The following is a 24,094-nucleotide window of genomic DNA, read 5'->3' as shown; positions in this document are numbered from 1 at the left end:
GGGGCAGGGGTGAGGTTTGCCGGTGAAAGCCCTGCACGCCTTTCGTCGAAGCAGGGGCGGGATGGCTCAACTACCGCGGAGGCGAGTGGTCGTCTTAGAACCTGCAGGTCAAATTTCCGAGGAGGAGCACCATGGTCGATGACAGCGAAATCCGCCAACGTGCCTATGCACTTTGGGAAAAACAGGGCCGCCCCGAGGGTTCGGCCGAACGCTTCTGGGCGCAGGCTCGTGAGCAATTGCAGGCCGAGCGGCAACAACCGCTGGGCGATGCGTCGGAGTCGTTCAGCGGTGGCATCGAATCCAACGTCGCGCCACCTATGCCCAAGCGGGGCTCGCGCTCTTAGCCGGTCTCTTGCGTCTCGGCGTCCAGCCAATCGTGGAGCGTATGCCTGAACAGACACCGCCGCGGCTCATGACCTGCGGCGGTGTACGCTGAGCGCTTCTGGGTCAGGTCCGGAAGCGTCCGACCAGACCGTGCAGTTCGCTGGAAAGGCTGGAGAGGTGCTGGGAGTCGCGGTGCGCCGATTGGGCGAGCTGTTCGACCAGCAGCGCGTTGTCCTGGATCTGCGCGATATGCCGGTTGATGTCCTCGGCGACCTGGTGCTGTTCCTCCGCCGCGGCGGCGATCTGCGTGTTCTGGTCGCGGATGTGGTCGACCGACAGGCGAATCTGTTCGAAGCTCTCGCTCGCCATGCGAATCCGGTCCACACACGCCTGCGACATTTCCAGGCTGTTTTGCATTTGCCGGGTCACGTCCTGGGTGCGTCTCGCGAGCCCACCCAACAGGCCGTCGATCTCGCCCGTCGAGTCGGCGGTGCGTTTGGCCAGGGCCCGTACTTCATCGGCCACCACCGCGAACCCGCGGCCCTGTTCGCCGGCGCGGGCTGCCTCGATCGCAGCGTTCAGCGCCAGCAGGTTCGTCTGCTCGGCAATCGAACGAATGGTGTCGAGGATGGCGTTGATGTTCTGGCTGTCCTGTTCCAGCACTTGCATGGCCTGGGTGGACTGCAAGAGGTTTTCGCTGAGCCGGGAGACGCTGCCGGTAGCCTCTTCGATCTGGGTCTGGCCGGTGTGTGCCTGACGCTGGCCCGCATCCGCCGATGCGGCGGCTTCGCTGCAGGAGCGGGCCACTTCGTTGGCGGTGGCGACCATCTCGTTGAAGGCGGTCGAGACCATCTCGACGGCTTCCCGCTGGCGTTCCGCCGTGCCGCTCATGTCTTCGGCGACGCGGGCGGTGGTATCCGAGGTCTGCCGTAGCGCGGCCGATGCCTCGACGATGCGTTGCACCAGTTGGCGGATGGCGCCCTGGAACTGGTTGAACCATTTGGCGAGCAGGGAGGTTTCATCGTTGCCGCGCACCTCCAGGCTGCGGGTCAGATCGCCTTCGCCCTGCGCGACATTTTCCAGTCCGTTCGCCACGCTGCGGATCGGCCCGACGATGATGCGGGCGAAGACCGCACCGACCGCCGCGAAGCAGATTGCGAGCAGCAGGGTGACGAGGCCGATCTGCCAGGTCAGGCCGTTCGCCTTGGCCATGACTTCGTCGCGCTCGATGAGTCCGATGAAGCGCCACCCCAGGGCTGCCGATGGCCAGACGTTGGCCATGTAGCGCTTGCCGTCCAGTTCGACGTCCACCCGTCCTTCCGCGTTTGCCAGCCGGTCGTAGCCGGGGCCGAGATCCGCGATGGACTTGAAGTTGTGCTCCGTGTTGCTGGGGTCCACGAGCACGTTGCCGCCATTTTCCACCAGCATGATGTAGCCACTCTCGCCCAGTTTGATCTGCTTGATCAGGTCGGTCAGTTGCTTGAGCGAGACGTCGACGCCGACGACTCCGGCCAGGTTGCCTTGGACATCGTTCACGGTGCGGACGGTGCCGATCAGTACGGCATCGTCCGCCGGCCAGTAATAAGCGCCGCTGCGAACCGTCTGGCCAGGCGCGGCAATGGCCGTCTTGTACCAGGGGCGAACGCGGGGGTCATAGCTGTTCAGCTTCGGGTCGTCCGGCCAGATGGCGTAGCCGCCATCCACCCGGCCATAGGAAAGGTAGGCCGTCGTGGGGTGCGCACTGGCATACCGGGTGAAGAGGGCCAGCATCGCCTGGTTGCTCTCGGGAAGCGGTGTCGCCGCCGCGTCGGCGGACGTGTAGTTCTTCAGGGCGGGAGCCGCCACGATTTCCGGGAGTTTGGACAGGTACTCGACGTTCTCGCTGATGGCGTCGAAGAACATCCGCATGGCGTTTTCGATCTGGCGGATTTCCCGCCCGCTGCCATCCAGGAACTGCTCTTCGGCCTGCGTTCGCAGGCTGTATATGACGATGGCCGAAACCAGGATCACGGGAATACAGGCGATTGTCGCAAAGGCCCAGGTCAGTTTTTGTTTTATGTTCATGAGCTCTCCACAGGAGGGCGGTGTTGCGTTTTGGGGGATATCGAGGGGGCGCCGCCTCTAAACCACAGTATCGGCGCGTAGAAATTCAGCTTGAGTCAGGAAGGTAGTCGCAGCCAGTCGATCCGCCGAGCGGTATCGATCGCATGCTGGCGGGCGGGAAGCTTGCCATCGAGCAAGCGATCGCCGAACTGCCCGGTACTCGCAGTTGCGAGCCGCTGTTCCGGCTGTTTTTTGCGTGCTGATCGACTCCGCTTACGTATTGGCGGGTGGGCTTGGCCTGTTATGGGGTACGCTGCGATTCGCTGCTCCCGCATACCGCTGGCTATCGAGAGCAGCGGCATGCTTGGCAGTTGATGAGGCTGCCGGGTCGTCGAGGGGGACGCACCGCCGAACCGCCTCTGCCATGCTGAAGGGACCACGCTGACCAATGAGCAACGAGATGGAATCGTCTTTCGAAAGTGTGTTGAAGCTGAAGAACCTGGCTCATCTGGAAAAAGCCCGGCGAGCCGGTCTCACGGTGTCGGTGCGCCGGGTTGCGTTCGTCCTGCGGGAAAACTTCTCGATGATGGCCTTCACGGGGGCGGTGGATGCGCTCGTCACGGCCAATCTCATGAGCTCCGCTCCGCTATTCGAGATTCGGGTCGTCGGGGGCAGGGATAATCTGGTTGTCAGCGACCTGGGTATCGCCATTTCCACCGACTGTTCCCTCGCCGAACTCAAGGAAAAGGAGCAGGACATCATCGTGGTGTGCGGCGGCTTTCGCGTGCGTCTCGAAGGCGATCCGGTGCTGCGCTCGAAGTTGCGCTCGGCGGATGCGGCGGGAGCCATTCTCGGCGGCCTCTGGAACGGAAGCTACTTCCTCGCCGAGGCGGGGCTGCTGGATGGCTATGACTGCGCGTTCCACCCGGATGGGCGGGCGATGATGTCCGAGCTGTTCCCGGGCGTGAATATTACGCGTCGTTCTTATGTGCTCGACCGTACCCGCATCAGTTGTGCGGGGGCGAACAGTTCGCTGGGCATGATGCTGGAAGTGGTTCGTGCGATTGCAGGTCAGGAGTTGGTCAATGCGGTGGAAGAGGTCCTGAACTGCGACAAGATGCGCGACATCGTCGATGTTTCCGTCGTGTCCATCGATCTCGACCCAACCCTGCCGTCGACGCTCAAGGCGGCGCTGGAACTCATGCACAGCAATATCGAAGAGCCCATCGAGGTGAGCGAGATTGCCCGGTACGTGGGTATTTCCCGCCGGCAGCTCGAACGCCAGTTCTGCCATCACGTGAACGCGACACCGACGCGATACTACCTGGAGCTGCGCCTGACCTACGCGCGCCAGTTGCTGCAACACACCAACAAGCCTATCGCCGAGGTGTCCGTCGCGAGCGGATTCGTCACGGCGTCCCACTTTTACCGACGCTTCCGCAGCCTGTTCGGTATCACTCCCCGGCAATTCCGTTCGCACGCCCCCGGCTGAACACAACGCCAGCGCGAAACGGTCACGGCAGGTTCGTGACCCGCGAAAGCGGCATACGGGAAAAGCACCTCCCTCTGATCTATGCGTCGTGCCTTCCGGCGACAACGGCGGCTGGCAGTGGACACCGATCCTTTTCTCCATCTGGCGTGTGTCGCAGATTCGCCTGGGCGACCTGGAACAGTCGGAGTGAGATATGACCCAGGTCGTTTCCAGCAAAGGACCGGCGTTGCTGATCAATCACCATGACCTGGATTTCACACCTCGCGGCAGCCCTCCGGAACTGCCTTCGTGGCTCGGGCGACAGTGATGGGCATCGCCGAGCATCGGTATTGGATTCGCCCGTTGGGAGGGCGCCGAAGTGTCTTGGACGCTGCTTTACGACGAGGTGAGCTTCGTCATCCAGGGCTGCTTCGACGTGCAGGCCAACGGAGAACCGGAACAGTGGCCACCCAGGTGACCGGAGGCAACGGCATGGCCTGGCGTGGTCGCATGAGCGTGATTGCCGCTCTGCAAGCGGGCGCGGTGGGTGGCCGGGAGGTGGTCCGTTGTTCGGATTGACCCGTGCCTTTGGCGCTCTCTACATGGCCAGCCTGCTGACACAGCTTGGCTCGACCTTGTTGATGACCTATCTCGCATTGCGCCTGACGGCCAATGGCGTCGCCGAATTCTGGGCCGGCGCACTGATGGCGGCCCATGCCTCGGGCATGGTGCTGGGCGGCAGGATCGGTCAGTTGCTGATCGAGCGAGTCGGGCATATCCGTACCTACGTCGCCAGCTCCGGGATGATCTGTGCGGCTGTGTTGCTCCATGCCTTCAGCGACGCGCTGCCGCTCTGGCTGTTGCTGCGGGCGCTGGTGGGGTTGGCGATGATGTGTCAGATGATGGTGGTGGAGAGCTGGCTCAACGATCGAGCGCAGAGCGATCAACGGGGGAGGGTGTTGGGTATCTACATGGTCGCTGTCTATATCGGCATGACGTTGGGCCAGTTGGCCCTGAGCATCGACGCCGATCTCGGTATCCATGCGTTGCTCGGCGTAGCCATTGCCTTCGCCCTGAGCCAGGTGCCCGTAGCACTCACACGCAGCGCACATCCTGCTGCGTTGCGCCCTGAGCCGATCGATATCCGGTTGTTCGTGCGGCGGATTCCGCAGTCGCTGATGACCGTGCTGGTATCGGGAATGACCACCGGCTGCTTCTATGGGCTGGCCTCGATCTATGCCAGCCGGCAAGGACTGGGTACACGCGAAGTAGGGCAGTTCATGGCCCTGGCCATCGCCGCGGGCCTGCTCGCCCAGCTCCCCCTGGGCTGGCTCTCCGACCGTTTGCCCCGTGCCAGCCTGATTCGCGGGATGGCCGTGCTGCTTGTCCTGGCCAGCCTGCCACTGGGTATCTTTCAGGGATTGCCGTTCGATGCCTTGTTGCTGTTCAGCGCCTGCATAGGTTTCCTGCAGTTCTGCCTGTATCCCCTCGGCGTGGCCCTGGCCAACGACAATATCGAAGCGCAACTGCGGGTATCGCTGGCGGGCCTGTTGCTGGCGACCTTCGGTGTCGGTGCCTGTATCGGCCCGCTGCTGGCCGGTGCCTTGATGGAGTGGTTCGGTGCCGCCAGCCTGTACTACTTCTTTGCAGCCATCGCCGCCGTGCTGGCGGCGTCAGTCAGCCAAAAGTGTGTCAGCGGAGCGCATAACCAACCGGGTGCGCCGCTGCATCACCAAGCCACACCCAACGGTCTGGCCTGCGCCAATCTGGCGACGGTAATCGAGCCAACGGCTACCGCGCCGTCCTGCTCGCCGCCATTCCCGCACGATCCATCGATCTCGGAGGGGTGCGAAAGAACCGTATGACCATGACCTCATTATTCAAGTGGAGGAGGGGCTTTATCAGTCATGTCTAGAAAAGACGAAAAAGTCATGAATCCTGAAACCAAAGGGTTCTCCGGGAAAAGGACCCAATTGGACTATCGGGATGTCCGCAATTTTTAAAGCCGGATGTTTTCAGCCATCCGGCGCGTCAAAGATCTGTGGATTTAAATACATTACAAAAAAAACGAGGTGCCCTGCATGAAGCCTGTAGCCGCAGAAAGCTCTATCGGCCAGGAATTCAATATCCGAATAATGGGTTTGAATTTTCATCGCGTCATATTTCCGGTTTCGTTCTTCTCCATCTTTGCCCTGGTTCTATTGGCACTGAGTAATCCGGCCTTTTTCGGCCAGGCGCTGGAAGGTGTGAAAGGCTGGGTCCTGACGAACTTCGACTGGTTCATCATGATCATGGGGAACATGGCCGTTCTGTTCTGCGCAGGGGTGGCTTTTTCGCCACTGGGCAAGATTCGTTTAGGCGGAGAGAATGCCAAACCCGAATTCAGCACGCTTTCCTGGTTTTCCATGATGTTTGCGGCCGGTATGGGAGTAGGGCTCCTGTATTGGGGCGTCGCCGAGCCCGTCGCGCAATATACCGGCTGGTGGAAAACACCCCTTGCCGTATTACCCAATACACCGCAAGCCGCGGATATGGCGCTGGGAGCAACCGTCTTCCACTGGGGCTTTCACCCTTGGGCAATCTATCTGACCAGTGCCTTGGTCGTCGGTTACTTTTCCTACAATAAAGGCCTGCCGCTTTCCCTGAGTTCCGGTCTGAAACCCTTGATCGGCGATGCTCATAAAGGTCTGCCCGGACAATTGGTCGATGTGTTCACCGTGGTCCTGACCGTCTTCGGCCTGTCCGCATCCCTCGGTCTCGGTGCCATGCAGGCGACCGCCGGCATCAGTCATGTCCTGGGTATTCCGAACACCTTTGCCTTCCAGTTGCTGTTCATTGTCGCAGTGACCGGAATAGCGGCGTTCTCCTTGTGGCGGGGCCTGGATGCCGGGGTCAAGTTGCTGAGCAACATCAATATGGCCTTGGCCTTGGGCTTGTTCCTGCTGGTCGTCGTCGGTATTGGCCTGCTGCAGTTCTTCTTCGGCGCTTTCAATGCAGCGTCCGACTACGTGCAATTCTTCCTGCCGCTGAGCAACTGGATCGATCGTCCGGACCAGGACTGGCTTCAGGGCTGGACGGTGTTCTATTGGGCCTGGTGGTGCACCTGGGGGCCGCTGGTAGGGATATTCGTGGCGCGTGTATCGCGCGGGCGTACCCTGCGGCAGATGGTCCTGATGGTGATGCTGGCGCCGACCATCGTCACCGTGCTCTGGTTTGCCGCATTCGGTGGCGGCGCCATTGCCCAGATCACAGGAGGGAGCAGCCCGCTGGCGGCAGGTTTGACCGATGTCAGCATGGCCATCTTCCAATTCCTCGATGTATTGCCGATGGGCGGCATTGCCTCGCTGCTGGTCGTGGTACTGCTGGTGATCTTCATGGTCACGTCAGTGGATTCCGGTGCCCTGGTAGTCGACAACCTGTCCGCCGGCGGCGATACCGAAACCTTGCCCCCTCAGCGCGTGCTCTGGCTGGTGATGATCGGCCTGGTAACGATCACGCTTTTCGTGGTTGGCGGTGATACCGCGCTCAAGGGTATCCAGGCGGGGACCATCGCCATGGGCCTACCGTTCATGGGCTTGATGCTGTTGCTCATGATTGGGCTGGTCAAGGCGCTGATCAAGGATTGCCGCGGCTGATCTGCAATCGCCAATAGCCCGCGATAAATCGCCTCTGTGTCAGCAATCTGTTGCTGCACAGGGGCGATTTGCTTTGTGGAAGGAAATTGGTGGGGAAGGAAAGACGTTTTCTCGAACTATGCATGTAGGGGCGAATTTATTCGCCCACATGAAACAGAGCTTCGCCAGCAGAGCTGGCTCCTACGAGAGCGGTACGGCGGCTGGCATTGAAGCCGAAACAACCGAAGCAGCTTAAAGATGCTGGGTTTGAAGTGCCGGTTGACTGTCACCGTCTCAACCCATTAAGGTTCGCATAATGTATATTATGTTAAATTGCATATCCCATGATATACCCCATAGTCCTCCCCACCTGAGCAGTCAGTGATCTGAACCAGAGATTCAAACGAGCACTGCAGATTCCAATCGGAGTCGCATGTCCCCTTTAGAATCTGCAGTGCTCGAACCAGGTGGCAGCCCAACCTGCTGCAACCATATGCAAATCACTGCAACTGAGTCAGAGCGCATCCGCTCTCGTCATCAGTTGGAGAGCCCATTAACAGCTTGAGCTGCTTCATAAAGAATCTGCCCGACATGCTCGACTTCCGCTTCACTGATGATCAGTGGTGGCAGGAATCTCACGGTTGCGCCATGTCGTCCTCCCAGCTCCACAATCAGCCCGCGTTCCAGGCAGGCACGTTGGAGCTTGCGTGCTCTGTCGCCGTCTGCTGCAGGACGCCCCAGGGAATCGAAACTCGTCGGGTTCACGATTTCCATACCCAGCATCAAGCCCCGACCACGGACATCACCGATCCAGTCGAACTCGGCCTGCAGCCCCAGCAGCGAGCGATGCAGTTGGCTGCCTACGCTGCGCACATGGTTCGTCAACTGCTCCTGCTGGATGAACCGTAGCGTGGCGTTCCCTGCCGCCATAGCCAATTGGTTGCCTCGGAACGTGCCGGCATGCGCGCCGGGCTGCCACTGATCCAGCTCTCCTTGGTAGACCACCACGGAAAGCGGCAAACCACCGCCGATAGCCTTGGACAGCGTCAGGACATCGGGTGTGATCCCACTGCTTTCAAACGCGAAGATATCCCCCGTACGGCCGATGCCACATTGAATCTCATCGAGGATCAGGGGAATGCCATGTTCCTTCGTGATGCTGCGGAGACCCTGTAGCCAACGGTCTGGGGCAGGAATCACCCCACCCTCCCCCTGGACCGTTTCGAGAATCATGGCCGCAGGCTGGGTGATGCCGCTTTCGGGATCGCTCAGCATATGGCGGATGTAATGGAGGCTGGCGTCGATCGACTGTTCCCCGGACAGGCCAAAGGGGCAACGGTAGCCATACGGATAAGGCAGGAATTGGACACCCGCCAGTAACCCGCCCAGCGATTTCTTCGGACCGAGGTTGCCGCTGAGCGAGAGCGTGCCGAGGGTCATCCCATGGTAGGCACCATGAAACGCCAGGACGGTCTGCTGGCCCGTCGCCGTGCGGGATAATTTGATTGCCGCCTCGACCGCGTCCGCGCCACTGGGTCCGCAGAATTGGATCCGGGCATTTCTGGCGAAGTCGCCTGGCAACAAATCGAATAGCGTTTGGACGAAGGCGTCCTTGATCGGTGTACTCAAATCGAGCGTATGTAGAGGAACCTCCGAGCTAAGGGCTCGTTGGATCGCTTCTATTACCACCGGGTGGTTGTGCCCCAGCGCCAAGGTGCCGGCTCCCGCCAGGCAGTCTATGTACACCTGCCCTCGCGAGTCTTCGACGTAGACTCCCCGGGCACGCTTGAGCTCCAAGGGAATGCGCCGTGGGTAACTGCGGGCATTCGACTCTTGCGCCATCTGGCGCTGAAGAACGGGCGTGGTGTCCAGGCAGTAACTCTCGCTGAGTCCCGTATGTCGGCGCTGAAAATCGATTTTGGTGTTCGTTGTCGGGTTGATCACACTCATGATTGCATCCTCGCATTACCCAATAGCGCGTTCTCTGACAGCACCCGCCCAGGACCGGCGGGACAAGACAACGAACCGTGTTCAATTCCTGGCGGCAGCATCGCCATGCCGCCGCCAGTCTTCCTCAGAAGTCGTAGCGAGCGGCCACGCCAAGGGTCATCGGCGCGCCGACGTCCACCAGGCTGTCGCTCTGGTTGTTGGTGATGTATTCCTCGTCGAACAGGTTGCGCACGTAGCCGCTGAGGGTCAGGTTGCCGATGGGGTACTCGGCATTCAGGTTCACCAGCGTGACGCTGTCGTTGCGCCGCTCGCCGGTCACCTCACGTGCGGAGTTCGTGTCGAAGTTGGAGATGCTGTTGCCTTGGTAAACAACGTCGCCACCAATCATCAAGCCGCTATCGAAGGTGTAGTTGACGCCGACATTGGCCATTTTCTTCGGCGCGAAAACGAACTCGCGGCCGCTGAGGTCGACACCATCACGCACGAAGTCTTCGTACTTGGTGTCGTTGTAGGCGAAGCCGGCGTTCACCAGCAGCTGCGAGGTCACCAGGTACTCGGCTGAGAACTCCAGGCCGATCATGCGGCTTTCGGCGGCATTGGCCACCTGCACGGTGTTGTCGCTGAGATTGAGGAAGGACACCTGCTGGTCTTTCCAAGTGGTGTGGTACAGGTTGGCGCTGGTCCGCAGGCGCTTGTCCAGCCAATTGCCGCGCCAAGCCAGCTCGTAGGTGCTGGTGAATTCCGGATCATAGGTCTCGTGTCGTGCGCGAGTCCGGACGTTTACCCCACCACTGCGATAGCCACGCTGCCAGGTCAGGCCAAGCACCTGATTATCGGTCAGGTCATAGCTGATACCGATCTTCGGCAGCAGTACGCTGGAGCTGATGTCTTCGTCCGCCGAAGGATCGGTAGCGATGCCCAGCACGTCGGTGGGGTACTCGATCTTGGTGGTGTTCTTCTCATGATCCCAGCGCAAGCCCGTGATCAGTTGCCAGCCATCAACGAACTCCCAATTGAGCTCACCAAACACCGCCTGGCTATTGATCTCGGTATCTCCCTGCTGATCCAACAGCACGGTGCCATTGTTGACCAGTTGATCGTCGATATCGCCGGTGAAATGCCCCAGGTAAACACCCATGACGCCGGTTACCCGATCAGACGAATATCCCAGGCGCAGCTCCTGGCTGGCCAGGGTCTGCTCATGGTGGCGGGGAGCAGTCTGGGTTCTATTTGGAAGGCGGTCGAAATCGAGGATCGAGTGATATTCGGACCAGGTTCCAGAGGTCACGCTGGTCAGCGTCCAGAAATCGTCCAGGCGATAGTCCAGCTTGGCGGTCGCCGTGTCCTGGTCCAGGGTATTGTGGGTCTCGGTGTTCTCGAAGACGCTGTAGTAGTCCGGTCTGCCGTTGGTCGCGGCCACGGCGTTGACCCCGCTGCGTTGCTTGGTGCGGGCGAAGGTGAGCAGAACATCCAGGTCGTCGGACGGCAGGATGAGGAGCTTGCCGCGGACGTTGGACGAACGCAGCTGGTTGGCGTCCATGTCCAGCGTCTCGTTCTCGATGTAGCCATCGGCGGTCTGGTAATCGACGGCCAGCCTGGCGGCCATCACGCCGTCGACCAGCGAGCCGTTGGCCACCGCCGACGCGCCCCGCTCGCCATACTTGCCGACATTGCTGCGGACGGAGAATTCCGGATCGAAAGTCGGATTCTTGGTGCGCATGATGATGGCGCCGGCCAGGGAGTTACGCCCCTGAGTGGTCGATTGGGCACCGCGGTAGATTTCCACCTGCTCCATATCCCAGAGCGGCAGCGGATTGAGGGTCAGTAGACGGTTGACCTGCAACGCATCGTCTACATAGACGGATACGGCGCCGTTCATGGCAGCGGGCCCTTGGTCGTCGAAGCCACTTACCGGAATGCCGCGGATACCCCAGTTCTCGTTACCCGACTGGGCGTATACGCCGGGAGTGCGATCCAGCACGCCCTGCAGGTCCTGGTCGCCGTGAATGCGGATGTCCTCGCTGGTTACCACTGCGACGCTGGACAGCGTTCTATCTTCACTGCGCTGAATCTTCTCGCCCGTGACGACCGCCTCTTTGAGCTGCAGCGCTTCCTCTTTCTTGGCTTCCTCGGCTGCCAGCGCGGCAGTCGCGGCCATCAGGCCGGACGCAACTGCCAACGCCAGCGTGTTCTTCTTGAAATTATTCATCTACCCCTCGGCTCCTACGCCATTTGTCTTCACTCGGAACGAATCGATCGCTCACGCCCTCCCCCGAGCTTCGGCAAAGAGACCAGAAGCTCACAGCTGCGAAATATTATTGATTACAAGATAATTTGCAATCTTTCCGAGAGTGATTATCATTTGGTTTCAGCTCATGCAGAGCGGTCTTGCCTGCGGCAATTAGCCAGCAGGCATGACGTCTGATGCAGATCTCTTGGCTGGAGGGAATGGCCATGGCTCAACGTTTTTACGGACGCACGACAACTACGGCTCGGGTCGCCGAACGCACTGCTGTGGTTGTTCAAAACCGGACAAGCACAGCTACACCCTCCTGCGTTTCCACTCCCCTTCCCCTGCATTCCCGGCCGATCGCCCCACCCCGCTCCGTCGCAAGGAAACCCCGAACATGAATCAAGCTGCCGAAGTGAGCACGGCTGCCACCCGCCTTTTGCCCGTAGAGCAAGACGGCTGCGTTATCGCCCCCTTGCTGGACGGCCAGCCTCTCCCCCTCCTCATCGATAGCCAGCAGCGGCAGTCGATTCATACGCTGAGCGACGAGGTCCGGGCGATTGCCCTGGATGCGCTGGGTACGACCGGCGGCGTCCTGTTCCGCAATTTCAAAGTGCCGACGCCGCTGGACTTCAAGCGCTTCGCCGCTAGCTTCGGCATGCCGCTGGGCACCTACGAGTTCGGCTCGACACCGCGCAGCAAGGTGTTCGCCGGCGTCTACAGTTCCACCGAATACCCCGCGCACCAGAGCATCCCCCTGCACAACGAACAGTCCTACACGCGCCAATGGCCGTCGCGCATCTGGTTCCACTGCATGACGGCGAGTCAGACCGGCGGAGAAACCCCCATCGCCGACAGCCGCCTGGTGTATCGGGCGATCGATCCGGCCATTCGCGAGGAATTCATCGCCAAGGGGTTGCTCTACGTGCGCAACTACAGCAGCGCGCTCGACGTGCCCTGGCAGCAGGTGTTCAACACCGACGAGCGGAGCAAGGTCGAGCAGTACTGCCGGGCCCAGGGCATCGACTGGAGCTGGTCCGTCGATGGCGAGCTGAGCACCCGCCAGCTATGCCAGGCGGCCGTCCGGCATCCGGCCACTCAGGAATGGGTGTGGTTCAACCAGGCGCACCTGTTCCATATCTCCGCCATGGCGCAGGACCTGCGCCAGGCCCTGCTCGCAGCGGTCGGCGAGGCGCAGCTGCCGCGCAATGTCTACTTCGGCGACGGCACGCCGATCCCGGATGCCACGCTGGATGCCATTCGCGCGGTCTACGCCGACACCTGCGTGGCTTTCCCCTGGCAGGCCGGCGACGTGCTGATGCTCGACAACCTGCTGGTCGCCCATGGCCGCAACCCGTTCAGCGGCGACCGCAAGGTCATCGTGGCGATGGCCTAGGAGCGGACATGGAAAAGCCTTTTTCGCCCCTGCTGCCGTTGGGCGAGGCGGCCGCCCGCCGCGTTCGCCAGTCCTTCGCCCAGAGCCGCCTGTGGTTCCTCCACCAGTTGGAGCCCGGGCGCGCCCAGCACAACATCCTGATCTGCATGGCGCTCGAAGGGCCCCGCGTGCAGGCGGATCGGCTCAAGCACGCGCTGGATGCGCTATGCCTGCGCCATTCGGTCCTGCGTGCCTGCTACCGCACCACGGCGACAGGCCCCGAGCAATGGCTCGCCGAGCGGCAATCCATCGAGGTGAAGCCCCTGGACCTGCGCGGCCTGCCTGCGGATGAGCGCCGCCGCGCCCGCGACCGCCTGCTGCACGACGAACAGATCACCCCGTTCGATCTGGAGGCCGGCCCGGTGATGCGCGCCGCCCTGCTCGACCTCGGCGGCAGCGAACAAGAACTGGTCGTCACCCTCCACCACATCGCCTTCGACGGCCGTTCAGGCGAAATCCTCCTGCAAGACCTCGCTCACTACTACGCCACCCAGGAACCCGGCGCCCCGCTGCCCGGCCGCCTGCAGTACGCCGACTTCGCGGCCTGGGAGCCCGGCTACGTGACCGCCGAGTTGATCGAGAGCGAGACCGCGTTCTGGCGCGACCACCTGGCCGGTATGCCGCTGCAACTGGAGTTCGCCCGGCGGGTGCGCCGCGAGGGGCCGGCGCAGGGCGGCCGGCATCATTTCATCATCCCCGAGCAGCAGGTCGAGCACCTCAAGCGGGCGTCGCGACGCCTGCGTCTGCCGCTGTTCGTGACGCTGACCGGGCTGTTCCAGTTGTGGCTGCACTATCTCAGCGGGCAGCGCCGCTTCCTCATCGGTACCGATGTGCACGGCCGCGACCTGCCGGAACTGCAGGACATCTTCGGCTTCTTCGTCAACCAGCTCACCCTCAAGTGCGAGCTGGAGGACGACCTGAGCCTTGGCGAACTGCTGGCGCGCACCCGCCAGGCCATCCGCCTGGCTCATGCCCACCGCCAGTTGCCCTTCGACCTGCTGGTGTCCCAGTTGGCGCCACAGCGCAAGGCCGACCGCTCGCCGCTGTTCCAGGCCAAGTTCAACTACCAGCGCGACCGCTTCAGCATCGATGCGCTCGGCGCGGCCCGCCTCGTCAGCACCCAAGTGATCCAGGACCTGGCCGGCTTCGACCTGGTGCTCGACCTGATGCACCGCCACGCCAGCATCGAAGCCACCCTGGAATACGACCGCCGGCTGTTCAGCCCCGATGAGATCGCGCGCTTCGCCAGTCTCTGGCAGGACCTGCTGCGCCAGCTCGACGATCTGCTCGATCTGCCGCTCAGCACCCTGCGCGAGCGGCTGCAGAGCTGGGACCAGACCCACCTGCAGCGGCAACAGCACGCCCTCAACGATCAAGGACGCGCACGCCTGGGTACCACCCCGCGCCGTGCCGTCAGCCTGTAGCGACAAGGAGCCCGCATGACCGCCATTCCTCCGTCCGGCAACCGCCCCGTCGCCGGCGCAGCCCGCCGCAAACCCATCGTGCTCTCGCAGCAGAGCATCGTCAGCGAGCGCCTGCTGGACTCGGCCTGGGACCTGCCCTGGCTGGTCGAACCGAACCTGGCCGGCGTCGATCTGGTGCAATGGGCCGCGCAGAACCGCGACGCGCTGGAGCAGAAGCTGCTGCAGCATGGCGCCATTCTGTTCCGTGGCTTCGACGTGCGATCGGTCGAGCATTTCAACGCCGTCATCGGTTCGCTGTCGTCTGGTGCGCTGGAGTACATGTTCCGCGCCTCGCCGCGTACCCGGGTGGGCGGCAACATCTATACCTCGACGGATTATCCGGCCGACCAGGTGATCTTCCCGCACAACGAGCACTCCTACTCGCCGCGCTTCCCGCTGCGGCTGTTCTTCTATTGCCATCAGCCGTCGGAAACCGGCGGCGAGACGCCCATCGGCTCGGTGCGCCGGGTCAAGTCGCTGATTCCGGCGGAGATCGTCGAGACCTTTCGGCGCAAGAAAATTCTCTACGTGCGCAACTACGGCGACGGCTTCGGCCTGCCCTGGCCGTCGGTGTTCCAGACCGACGACCGCGCCGAGGTGGCGGCCTACTGCGCCTCCGTGGGGATCGAGGTGGAGTGGAAGGACGACAACCGCCTGCGCACCCGCCAGGTCGGCGCCGCACTGGCCCGCCATCCGCGTACCGGCGAGGAGGTCTGGTTCAACCACGGCACCTTCTTCCACGTCAGCACCCTGCCCGCCGCCATCCGCGACTCGCTCGGCGCCGGTTTCTCGCCAATGGACCTGCCGACCAACACCTTCTACGGCGACGGTAGCCCCATCGAGCAGGACGTCCTGGAAACGCTGCGTGCCGCCTACCTGGATTCTCTGGTGAAGTTCCGCTGGCAACGCGGCGATGTGCTGCTGCTCGACAACATGCTCGCGGTGCATGGCCGCGAGCCCTACGGCGGCCCGCGCAAGATCTACACCGGCATGGCCGAAGCCACCGCCGGCAGCGACGTACAGCTCTGATACGCCTCTTCCTTTTCACCTTCGTTCACGAGGAAACGCCATGTCGGCTCTGACAGGATTTCGCATCTCTCCACAACAGGCCCGGGCCTGGCGCGACGCCCAACACGGGGCGCCAAGCCACGCCGGCAGCCGGCTGGTCATCGATGTAGCCCGGGCCCCCTCGACCGCCGAGATCGAGGCGCGCCTGAGCGACCTGGCCCAGCGCGAGGAAATCCTGCGCACCGCGCTACACGCCGTGCCCGGCATGGCCCTGCCGATCCAGGTGATCGAGGACCAGCCGCGCGTTACCTTCGCCGCCGAAGACTGGCGCGGCTTCGATGTGGCTCAGCGCGATGCTCGTCTGGCCGAAGCCACATTGGCGCCGGGCAGCGTGCTCTCGGTACGCGACGTCCGGATCGCCGAGGAGCGCTGGCTGCTGTGCCTGGAGGGCGCGGCCAACGCCCTGGACCTCGCCAGCCTGGCGTTGATTGCCGCCGAGCTGCTTGGCGCGCCTGTCGAGGAGCGCCTGCAATACGTCGATTACGCGGAGTGGAAGAACGGCTTGCTGGAAGACGAAGCCGACAGCCAGGCCGTGCGTTTCTGGCAGCAGGCGCGCACGGAAAACGCCCCCCTCGAGCTGCACGGGCTGCAGGCGGCCAGCGCCGCGAATTGCCAGCCCGCCCTGCGCGAGCTGGGTGGCGTACCGCCACGCTCCGAACTGCAACGGGTGGCCACGCAGGCCGGGCTGAGGCTGGACGAATTGCTGTTCGCCGCCTGGTGCGTGCTGCTGGCGCGGCTCAGCGGCCAACAGCGCATCCAGCTTGGCTGGCACGACAGCGGCCGTGGCGAAGGGCTGGAACAGGCCCTGGGGTTGTTCGAACAATTTCTGCCGGTACAGGCCGAGGTCGACCTGCAGGCGCCGCTGGCGCCCCAGGCCACGGCGCTCCTCGGCCCCCTGCGCCAGGCCAGGGGCTGGCGCGATCACTACGACAGTGCACAAGCCTGTGCCCTCTATTTCGCTTGGCGCGAACTCGATCTGCCCGCGCAATTGGGCACCGCGGTCGCCGCCAGCGGCTTCAACGCGCCGTTCGCCCTCGGCCTGGAATGCCGCACGATCATTGACGCGACGCTGGAACTGCGCCTGGCCTACGACCAAGCGCGCTTCGATGCCAATGCCATCGCCTGCCTCGAGGAGCAATGGACGCTGTTGCTGCAGGGCCTGTGCGCGGACGGCCAGGCGCTCGGCGCTCTGCCCCTGCTCGGCCCGCGCCAGGAACAGGAGTTGCGGGCCGGCATCGCCCCGGTAGAAGTGCGCGACGTCGGCGTGCTCGCGCTGATCGAGGAGCGTGCCCTGGCCAATCCCGATGCCCCGGCGCTGGCCGACGGCAGCGGCGTGACCGGCTACGGCGAACTGCTCGCACAGGTCGATGCCCTGGCCCGGCGCCTGCGCGTCGAGGGCGTACAGGCCGGCGATGTGGTCGGCATCCTCATGCGTCGCGAGCGCCAGGCCATCGTCGCCATGCTGGCCGCATTGAAAGTGGGCGCGGCTTACCTACCCCTCGACCCGGCCTATCCGGACGAACGCCTGAGCTACATGCTCGCCAACAGCGCGGCGCGCCTGCTGCTCAGCACCTCCGAGCTGCAAGACAGCGTCGCCAGCAACGTGCCGACCCTGCTGCTGGACGCCGTTGGCGAAGTCGCGGACGCCAACATGGCGCTGCCGAGCGTGGCCGGCGAACAGACCGCCTACCTGATCTACACCTCCGGCTCCTCCGGCCAGCCCAAGGGCGTGCCGATCAGCCACGCCGCCCTGAGCCGCTCGACCCAGGTACGCATGGCCTTCTACCGCGAGCCGGTGCGGGCCTACCTGCTGCTCTCGTCGCTGTCCTTCGACAGCTCGGTGGCCGGCATCTACTGGACGCTGTGCCAGGGCGGCCTGCTGGTGCTGCCGGCCAGCGGCGAAGAGCTCGACCTGGAGGTGCTGGGCGGCCTGATCGAGCGCCATCGGGTCAGTCACGGCCTGTCGCTGCCGTCGCTGTACGAGACGCTGCTGGACTACTCTCCCCCTGCCACCCTGGCCCACCTGCGCACCTGGATCGTGGCCGGCGAACCCTGCACGCCACGCGTGCTGGACAAGCACCGCGGCAAGGCAGCGCAGGCGCAATTGGTCAACGAATACGGGCCGACCGAAGCCACCGTCTGGGCTACCGCCGAGGTGCTCAGCGACGCGGCGCCCGACGAACGCGCGATCAGCATCGGCCGGCCGATTCCCGGCATGGGCCTGTGGCTACTGAACGAACACGGCCAGCCGGCCGCCATCGGCGAACCCGGCGAGATCCACCTCGGCGGGCCGACCCTGGCCAGCGGCTACCTGGACCTGCCCGAGCAGACCGCCAGCGCCTTCGTGCATTACCCGCACATCGCTCAAGGCCAGCGCCTGTACCGCACCGGCGACCTCGCCCGGCGCCGCGTCGACGGCCGCCTGGACTTCCTCGGCCGCCGCGACCAGCAGATCAAGATCCGTGGTCACCGCGTCGAGCGCGGCGAGATCGAACGCGTGCTGCAGAGCCATTCCGAAGTGCGTGAGGCGGTGGTGGTCGCCCAGCAGCACGAAGGCAGCGCGCGCCTGATCGCCTACTTCACCGATCGCCACGGCTACGTGCCCGAGGCCCAGGCGTTGAGCAGCTTCCTCCACGACCGCCTACCGAGCTACATGGTGCCGGCGGCCTTCGTCCACCTCGCGGCCCTGCCGCACACGCCCAACGGCAAGCTCGACCTCAACGCCCTACCCGACCCGGATCGGCTGGTCGCCGCCAGCGCCGCCTACGTCGCGCCGCGCAACGAACTGGAGGCAGCCCTGGCGGACATCTGCCAGCAGGTGCTCAAGCGCGAGCGCATCGGTGTGCAGGACAACTTCTTCCAGATCGGCGGCGACTCGATCCTCAGCCTGCAGATCGTCTCGCGCGCCAACCAGCAAGGCATCCGCCTCAGCGCCAAGCAGATCTTCGAGAGCGAAACCATCGAGCGCATGGCCCAGGTCGCCACCCGTGGCGTGCCCGCGAGCGAAGCGCCTGCGGTCTGCGCCGCCGCCCCCGAGGACGCCAGGACGGCTCGCACGGCTGCGGACTTCCCCCTGGCCGCGCTCGACGACGAAGCCTTCGGCGACCTGCTGGCGGAGCTCAACGCGACCGACTGAACCGGGGCCCTGCCTTGCCGCCCCCTCACCCATTCATAAAAAAGGTCACCCGGATGACGAACAAGACCGCACACCACCTCGAAGACGTCTACCCCCTTTCCCCGTTGCAGCAGGGCATGCTGTTCCAGAGCCTGCTGCACCAGGAATCCGGGGTCTACCTGATGCAGGATCGCTACCGCATCGGCGGCGACCTGTCGGTGAAGGCGTTCCTCGAGGCCTGGCGGCAGGTGATCGCCGCCCACCCGGCGCTGCGCACCAGTTTCCTCTGGAAGACCCAGAAACAGCCGTTGCAAGTGGTGCATCGTGAAGTCGGCGATCCGGTCGAATTCATCGACCTGGAAGGCCTCGCTCCCGAGCAGCAGGAAGCGCATATCCAGGCGCTGCTGGAACAGGAGCAACGCAACGGCTTCAACCTGGCCAAGCCGCCGCTGATCCGCGTGCGCCTGGTGCGCCTGGGCGCAGGGCGGCACGAGATGATCCGCAGCTTCCACCACATCCTGATGGACGCCTGGTGCATCTCGCTGATCATGGTGGACTTCATCGACGCCTACGCCGCCCTGCGCCAGGGCCGTACGCCGAGCATGCGCAAGCCGCGCCCCTACCGCGACTACATCGCCTGGCTGCAGCAGCAAAGCCTGCCCGAGGCGCAGGCGTTCTGGCAGGAGCAACTGCAGGGCTTGGACGCACCGACGCCACTGGTGATCGAGCGCCACACCCGGCAGAGCCAGTACCGCGAAGCGGTGCTGGTCGACGACAGCCAGATCCGTTTCGACGCGCGCCAGACCCGCGAGCTGACCGCCTTCTGCCAGACCCGGCGGATCACTCCCAATACGCTGTTCCAGGGTGCCTGGGCCCTGCTGCTGTCGCGTTACAGCGGCCTGCGCGACGTGCTCTTCGGCGTCACCGTGTCCGGTCGCCCGCCGCAACTGGCCGGCGTCGAGGAGATGATCGGACTGTTCATCAACACCCTGCCGCTGCGCGTGCGCATCGACGAGCAGCAAGACCGCACGTCCTGGCTGCAGGCGCTGCAGCGCCACAACCTGGCGCTGCGTGAGTTCGAGCACAGCGCCCTGGTGGACATCCAGGGCTGGAGCGATTTCCCGCGCGGCGAGGAGCTGTTCGACAGCATCCTGGTCTACGAGAACGCGCCCATCGACGACAAACTGTTCAGCGGCGAGCTGAGCTTCAACCTCGACGACATGGAACACAGCGTGCACACCCACTACGGCCTCACCGTGGTGGTCATGCCGGGCGAGCGCCTGGCCGTGCGCATCTCCTACGACCGCCGGCGCTTCGCCCGCGACAGCATCGAGCGCCTGCTCGGCCACCTGCGCCAGATCGTCGTCGGCATCCTCGCCGAGCCCGACGCCAGCCTCGCCTCGCTGCAGATGCTGAGCGAGCAGGAACGCCAACTGCTGCTGGTGGACTGGAACCGCACGCAGCAACCCTTCCCTCTGGATCGCACCTACGCCAGCCTGTTCGCCGAACAGGTGGCGCGCCAGCCTGACAAGGCCGCCGTGGTCTGCGCGGGCGAGACGCTCAGCTATGCCGAACTGGACGCCCGCGCCAGCCGCCTCGCCGCCACGCTGATCGAAGCCGGCGCCGGGCCCGACCGCACCGTGGCCCTGCTCGCCGAGCGCGGCCTGGCCCACCTCACCGCGTTGATCGCCATCTTCAAGGCCGGCGCCTGCTACCTGCCGCTGGAGGTCAAGCACCCGGCGCAGCGCCTGGCGGAAATCCTCGAACTGAGCCAGGCGCCGCTGATGCTGATCGGCGACAGCCAGTGCGCGCTGGCCGGCGAGCTGTGCGCCCGCCTCGGCGCCGCAGCGCCGCAACGCGTCGGTATCGAACCGCTCTGGCTGCACGGCGCGGCGCCGGCCATCGCGCCGCGCGGCTCGGCCGACGACCTGGCCTACGTGATCTTCACCTCCGGCTCCACCGGCACGCCCAAGGGCGCCCTGGTGGAACAGCGCGGCATGCTCAACAACATCTTCGGCAAGGTGCCGACCCTCGGCCTCGGCGAGCACGACCGCATCGCCCAGACCGCTTCGGTGGCCTTCGATATCTCGGTCTGGCAGTTGCTCGCCGCGCCGCTGGTCGGCGCCACCGTGCACATCCTGCCGGATACCGTCAGCCAGGACCCCGAGCGCCTGCTGCAGGCTCTGCAGGACGAGCGGCTGACGCTGTGGGAAGCGGTGCCGGCGATGATCCGCGGTGTGCTGGCCGCCAGTACGCCGGCCACCGACCTCGGCGCCCTGCGCTGGCTGCTGCCGACCGGCGAGGCGCTGCCGCCGGCCCTGTGCCGCGACTGGTTCACCCGTTTCGCCCACGTACCGCTGATGAACGCCTACGGCCCGGCGGAATGCGCCGATGACGTGGCCTTCCATGCCATCGCCGCGCCATCCGACGAACAGGCGCAGGCCATGCCCATCGGCCGGCCGACGCCGAATACCGAGCTGTACGTGCTCGACGACGCCCTGCGTCCGCTGCCGGTGGGCGTGCCCGGCGAAATCTGCGTGGCCGGCGTCGGCGTCGGCCGCGGCTATTTGCACGACGCCGAACGCACTCGCGCGGCTTTCGTCGAGCATCCCCTGCGTCCCGGCGCGCGTTTCTACCGCACCGGCGACCTGGGCCGTTACCGCGCCGATGGGGTGATCGAATTCCTTGGCCGCCGCGACCAGCAGGTGAAGATTCGCGGCCACCGCATCGAACTCGGCGAGATCGAGGCCAGGCTGCAGCAACACCCGGCCGTGAAAGCCGCCGCGGTGGTGGTGCATCGGGACATCCGCGGCGACGCGCAACTGGTGGGCTACTGGGTCGCCCGCGAGGCCGCCGCCAGCGACGCGGCGGCACTGAAGCTGGCCCTGGGCGGCCAACTGCCGGCCTACATGGTGCCGCAGCACCTGATCGAACTCGACGCCCTGCCGCTCAACGCCAACGGCAAGGTCGACCGCAAGCGCCTGGCCCAGCGTGAACTGGACTGGAGCGTGGCGGCCGGCGAGGTCGTTGCGCCGGCCAGCGAAACCGAACAAACCCTGCATGGCATCTGGCAGGACATCCTGGCGCTGGAGCGCTTCGGCGTCACCGACAGCTTCTTCGCCCTCGGCGGCCATTCGCTGCTGGCCACCCAGATGCTGTCGCGCATTCGCGCCGCCTTCGCCGTTGAGCTGCCGCTCAAGACCCTGTTCGAGTGCCCCAGCGTGCGTCAGTTGGCCCAGGCCATCGACCGGCAGCTGAGTGCCCCCGGCAGCGAACAGGCGCAGGCCGAACGCATCGTCGCGCCGCCGCGCCCCGAGCGCCTGCCGCTGTCGTTCGCCCAGCAGCGTCTGTGGTTCGTCGAACAGCTGAACCCCGGCAGCGCCCATTTCAACATCCCCTTCGCCCTGCGCCTGAGCGGCGACCTGGACGTCGAGGCCCTGCGCGCCAGCTTCCAGTGGCTGCTCGAGCGCCACGAGGTACTGCGCACCGCCTTCCCCAGCGACCATGGCCAGCCCTACCAGTGCATCGTCGAAGCGCTGAGCTTCGAGCTGCCGCTGACCGACCTCGAAGATACCGGCGACGATGCCGTACAGGCCGAGCTGCAAGACTGGTTCGCCCACCCCTTCGACCTGACCACCCCGCCGCTGCTGCGGGCGCGCCTGCTACGCCTGGACGCGCGTCAGCATGTGCTGGCCATCACCCTGCATCATCTGGTCTCCGATGCCTGGTCGGCCACCCTCGCCCTGCGCGAGCTGACCCAGCTCTATGCCGCCCTGCACGCTGGCCAGACCCCGCAGTTGGCGCCGCTGCCGATCCAGTACGCCGACTACAGCCTGTGGCAGCAGCAGCGCCTGCAACCGGCAGCGTTGCAACCGCATCTGGACTACTGGCAGACGCAATTGGCCCGCGACGACAGCGACTACCTGCTGGAACTGCCCACCGACCGCCCGCGCCCGGCCACCCAGTCGAACCGCGCCGGCATGCTCGCCGCGCATCTTTCGCCGCAGGCCAGCGAGCGCGCCCGCAGCCTCGCAGCGAGTCTGCAGCAGTCCACCTATAGCTTGGCGTTCGCCGCCTTCGCCGGTTTCCTGCAACGCATGAGCGGCCAGGACGATCTGATCCTCGGCACCCCGGTGTCCAATCGCGACCGTGCGGAAACCCAGGCGCTGCTCGGCATCCTGCTCAACAACCTGCCGGTGCGCGTGCGTTTACACGGCCAGCCGAGCTTCGCCGAGCTGGCCCGCCAGGTCAGCAACACGCTGCTCGACGCCCAGCGCCACCAGGACCTGCCCTTCGAGCGACTGGTCGACCACCTGGCGCTGCCGCGCCGCCTCAGCCACGCGCCACTGTTCCAGGTGATGGTCGCGCAGCAACTACCGATGGAGCGCCGCGTGCGCTTCCCGGGCCTCGACTTCGAGGTGCTGGACACGCCGCTGAGCCATTCGCAATACGATCTGGAATGCCATATCGTCACGCCGCCGCAGGGGCCCATCGAACTCAACCTGATGTACGCCCACGACCTGTTCGAGCAGGCCACCGCCGAGCGCTGGCTGCAGCGTTTCGTGCAACTGTTCGAGGCCATGTTGGACGCGCCCGAGCGACCGCTGAGCGAGCACCGCCTGCTCGACGCGCAGGAGTGGCAGCGCACCGTGCAGGAGTGGAACGCCACCGAGCGGCATTACCCCGGCCCGGCGACCCTGGGCGAGGCCCTGGCCCTCCAGGCGCAGCACAGCCCCGAAGCGCCGGCGCTGGTGTTCGAGAACGAAACCCTCAGCTACGCCGACCTGCATCGGCGCGCCGACCGCCTGGCGCAGGCCCTGGCTGCCCAGGGCATTGGCCGCGAACAGGTGGTCGCGGTGTGCCTGGAGCGCAGCGTCGAGCTGGTGGTGGCCCTGCTGGGCATCGTCAAGGCCGGTGCCGCTTATCTGCCGCTCGATCCGCACCTGCCGCCGGCGCGCCTGGCCTTCCTGCTGGAAGATGCCGCCTGCCCGCTGGTACTGACCCATAGCCAATGGCGCGAGCGCCTGCCCGAGACGCGGCCGAGCTGGTGTTTGGACCAGCCGTTGCCCGATACGCTCGGCGAGGTTCGTCTTGTGGCTAACCAGCCCGGCGACCTGCTCTACGTGCTCTACACCTCCGGTTCCACCGGCCAACCCAAAGGTGTATTGAACGAGCACGGTGCACTGATGAACCGTCTGCACTGGATGCAGGCGGCTTTCCCCATCGGTGCTGGCGACCGTGTGCTGCAAAAGACCCCCTACGGCTTCGACGTGTCGGTATGGGAATTCTTCTGGCCGCTGATCACCGGCGCCTGCCTGGTGCTGGCTCGCCCCGGCGGGCATCAGGACAGCGGTTATCTGGTGGAGCTGATCCAGCGCGAA

General features: G+C 64.6%; 12 protein-coding genes and 2 pseudogenes. 10 read left to right on the top strand and 4 right to left on the bottom strand.

The window, feature by feature from the left end; translation table 11 throughout:
- Positions 1 to 131 precede the first annotated feature (131 nt).
- Positions 132 to 344, top strand: a complete 213-nt coding sequence (locus PIN01S_RS02680) for a DUF2934 domain-containing protein (protein WP_084333597.1) — start codon at positions 132 to 134, stop codon at positions 342 to 344.
- 103 nt (positions 345 to 447) lie between these two features.
- Here the strand turns inward: PIN01S_RS02680 and PIN01S_RS27530 are convergent, their stop codons facing one another.
- Together PIN01S_RS27530 and PIN01S_RS27525 are read right to left on the bottom strand one after the other, a co-directional pair.
- Positions 448 to 1,176 carry a methyl-accepting chemotaxis protein gene (locus PIN01S_RS27530; protein ID WP_439958242.1) on the bottom strand — a complete coding sequence of 243 codons (729 nt, stop codon included), beginning with the start codon at positions 1,174 to 1,176 and terminating at the stop codon, positions 448 to 450.
- A gap of 126 nt (positions 1,177 to 1,302) precedes the next feature.
- Positions 1,303 to 2,388 (bottom strand): annotated as a pseudogene (locus PIN01S_RS27525) (cache domain-containing protein); the annotation flags it as partial.
- A gap of 439 nt (positions 2,389 to 2,827) precedes the next feature.
- Between PIN01S_RS27525 and PIN01S_RS02670 the strand changes: the two are divergent.
- From PIN01S_RS02670 to PIN01S_RS02655, 4 genes and pseudogenes are all read left to right on the top strand, one after another.
- The gene (locus PIN01S_RS02670; protein WP_084333595.1) at positions 2,828 to 3,859 is read left to right on the top strand and encodes a GlxA family transcriptional regulator; all 1,032 of its coding nucleotides are present in this window, start codon (positions 2,828 to 2,830) and stop codon (positions 3,857 to 3,859) included.
- A gap of 193 nt (positions 3,860 to 4,052) precedes the next feature.
- Positions 4,053 to 4,292, top strand: a pseudogene (locus PIN01S_RS27520) (EutQ-related cupin domain-containing protein); the annotation flags it as partial.
- Between the two features lie 121 nt (positions 4,293 to 4,413).
- Complete coding sequence (locus PIN01S_RS02660; protein WP_084333960.1) at positions 4,414 to 5,703, top strand: MFS transporter; 1,290 nt, start codon at positions 4,414 to 4,416, stop codon at positions 5,701 to 5,703.
- A 216-nt stretch (positions 5,704 to 5,919) separates the two neighbouring features.
- A complete protein-coding gene (locus PIN01S_RS02655) occupies positions 5,920 to 7,473 on the top strand; it encodes a BCCT family transporter (protein ID WP_084333594.1) in 1,554 nt (517 codons plus the stop codon).
- Positions 7,474 to 7,989: 516 nt separating this feature from the next.
- On the opposite strand, the gene PIN01S_RS02650 is transcribed toward PIN01S_RS02655, so the two are convergent.
- Together PIN01S_RS02650 and PIN01S_RS02645 are read right to left on the bottom strand one after the other, a co-directional pair.
- Positions 7,990 to 9,405, bottom strand: coding sequence for a diaminobutyrate--2-oxoglutarate transaminase (locus PIN01S_RS02650; protein WP_425287677.1), 1,416 nt, complete (start codon positions 9,403 to 9,405; stop codon positions 7,990 to 7,992).
- Positions 9,406 to 9,526: 121 nt separating this feature from the next.
- Positions 9,527 to 11,611, bottom strand: a complete 2,085-nt coding sequence (locus tag PIN01S_RS02645; protein WP_084333592.1) for a TonB-dependent receptor — start codon at positions 11,609 to 11,611, stop codon at positions 9,527 to 9,529.
- Positions 11,612 to 12,029: 418 nt separating this feature from the next.
- Between PIN01S_RS02645 and PIN01S_RS02640 the strand changes: the two genes are divergently transcribed.
- From PIN01S_RS02640 to PIN01S_RS02620, 5 genes are all read left to right on the top strand, one after another.
- On the top strand, positions 12,030 to 13,028 hold the full coding sequence (locus PIN01S_RS02640; protein ID WP_084333591.1) for a TauD/TfdA family dioxygenase: 999 nt from the start codon (positions 12,030 to 12,032) through the stop codon (positions 13,026 to 13,028).
- A gap of 8 nt (positions 13,029 to 13,036) precedes the next feature.
- Positions 13,037 to 14,491, top strand: coding sequence for a condensation domain-containing protein (locus PIN01S_RS02635; protein ID WP_084333590.1), 1,455 nt, complete (start codon positions 13,037 to 13,039; stop codon positions 14,489 to 14,491).
- Between the two features lie 15 nt (positions 14,492 to 14,506).
- Positions 14,507 to 15,559 carry a TauD/TfdA family dioxygenase gene (locus PIN01S_RS02630; protein WP_084333589.1) on the top strand — a complete coding sequence of 351 codons (1,053 nt, stop codon included), beginning with the start codon at positions 14,507 to 14,509 and terminating at the stop codon, positions 15,557 to 15,559.
- Between the two features lie 40 nt (positions 15,560 to 15,599).
- Complete coding sequence (locus tag PIN01S_RS02625) at positions 15,600 to 18,734, top strand: non-ribosomal peptide synthetase (RefSeq protein WP_169715776.1); 3,135 nt, start codon at positions 15,600 to 15,602, stop codon at positions 18,732 to 18,734.
- A 53-nt stretch (positions 18,735 to 18,787) separates the two neighbouring features.
- Positions 18,788 to 24,094, top strand: a 5,307-nt coding sequence (locus PIN01S_RS02620) for a non-ribosomal peptide synthetase (RefSeq protein ID WP_139809696.1), incomplete at its 3' end; no start/stop codon positions are given.

It is taken from the genome of Pseudomonas indica NBRC 103045, from assembly GCF_002091635.1.
GTDB lineage: Bacteria > Pseudomonadota > Gammaproteobacteria > Pseudomonadales > Pseudomonadaceae > Pseudomonas_M > Pseudomonas_M indica.
Note: the sequence above shows the minus strand (reverse complement) of the source record. Positions and strands in the feature narration are given on the sequence as shown.

Bases quoted from the DNA above. Each gene is read 5' to 3' on its own strand.
- PIN01S_RS02625 (WP_169715776.1), top strand. From the start codon at position 15,600: ATGTCGGCTCTGACAGGATTTCGCATCTCTCCACAACAGGCCCGGGCC.
- PIN01S_RS02670 (WP_084333595.1), top strand. From the start codon at position 2,828: ATGGAATCGTCTTTCGAAAGTGTGTTGAAGCTGAAGAACCTGGCTCAT.
- PIN01S_RS02645 (WP_084333592.1), bottom strand. From the start codon at position 11,611: ATGAATAATTTCAAGAAGAACACGCTGGCGTTGGCAGTTGCGTCCGGC.
- PIN01S_RS02655 (WP_084333594.1), top strand. From the start codon at position 5,920: ATGAAGCCTGTAGCCGCAGAAAGCTCTATCGGCCAGGAATTCAATATC.
- PIN01S_RS02640 (WP_084333591.1), top strand. From the start codon at position 12,030: ATGAATCAAGCTGCCGAAGTGAGCACGGCTGCCACCCGCCTTTTGCCC.
- PIN01S_RS02680 (WP_084333597.1), top strand. From the start codon at position 132: ATGGTCGATGACAGCGAAATCCGCCAACGTGCCTATGCACTTTGGGAA.
- PIN01S_RS02630 (WP_084333589.1), top strand. From the start codon at position 14,507: ATGACCGCCATTCCTCCGTCCGGCAACCGCCCCGTCGCCGGCGCAGCC.
- PIN01S_RS27530 (WP_439958242.1), bottom strand. From the start codon at position 1,176: ATGGTCTCGACCGCCTTCAACGAGATGGTCGCCACCGCCAACGAAGTG.
- PIN01S_RS02635 (WP_084333590.1), top strand. From the start codon at position 13,037: ATGGAAAAGCCTTTTTCGCCCCTGCTGCCGTTGGGCGAGGCGGCCGCC.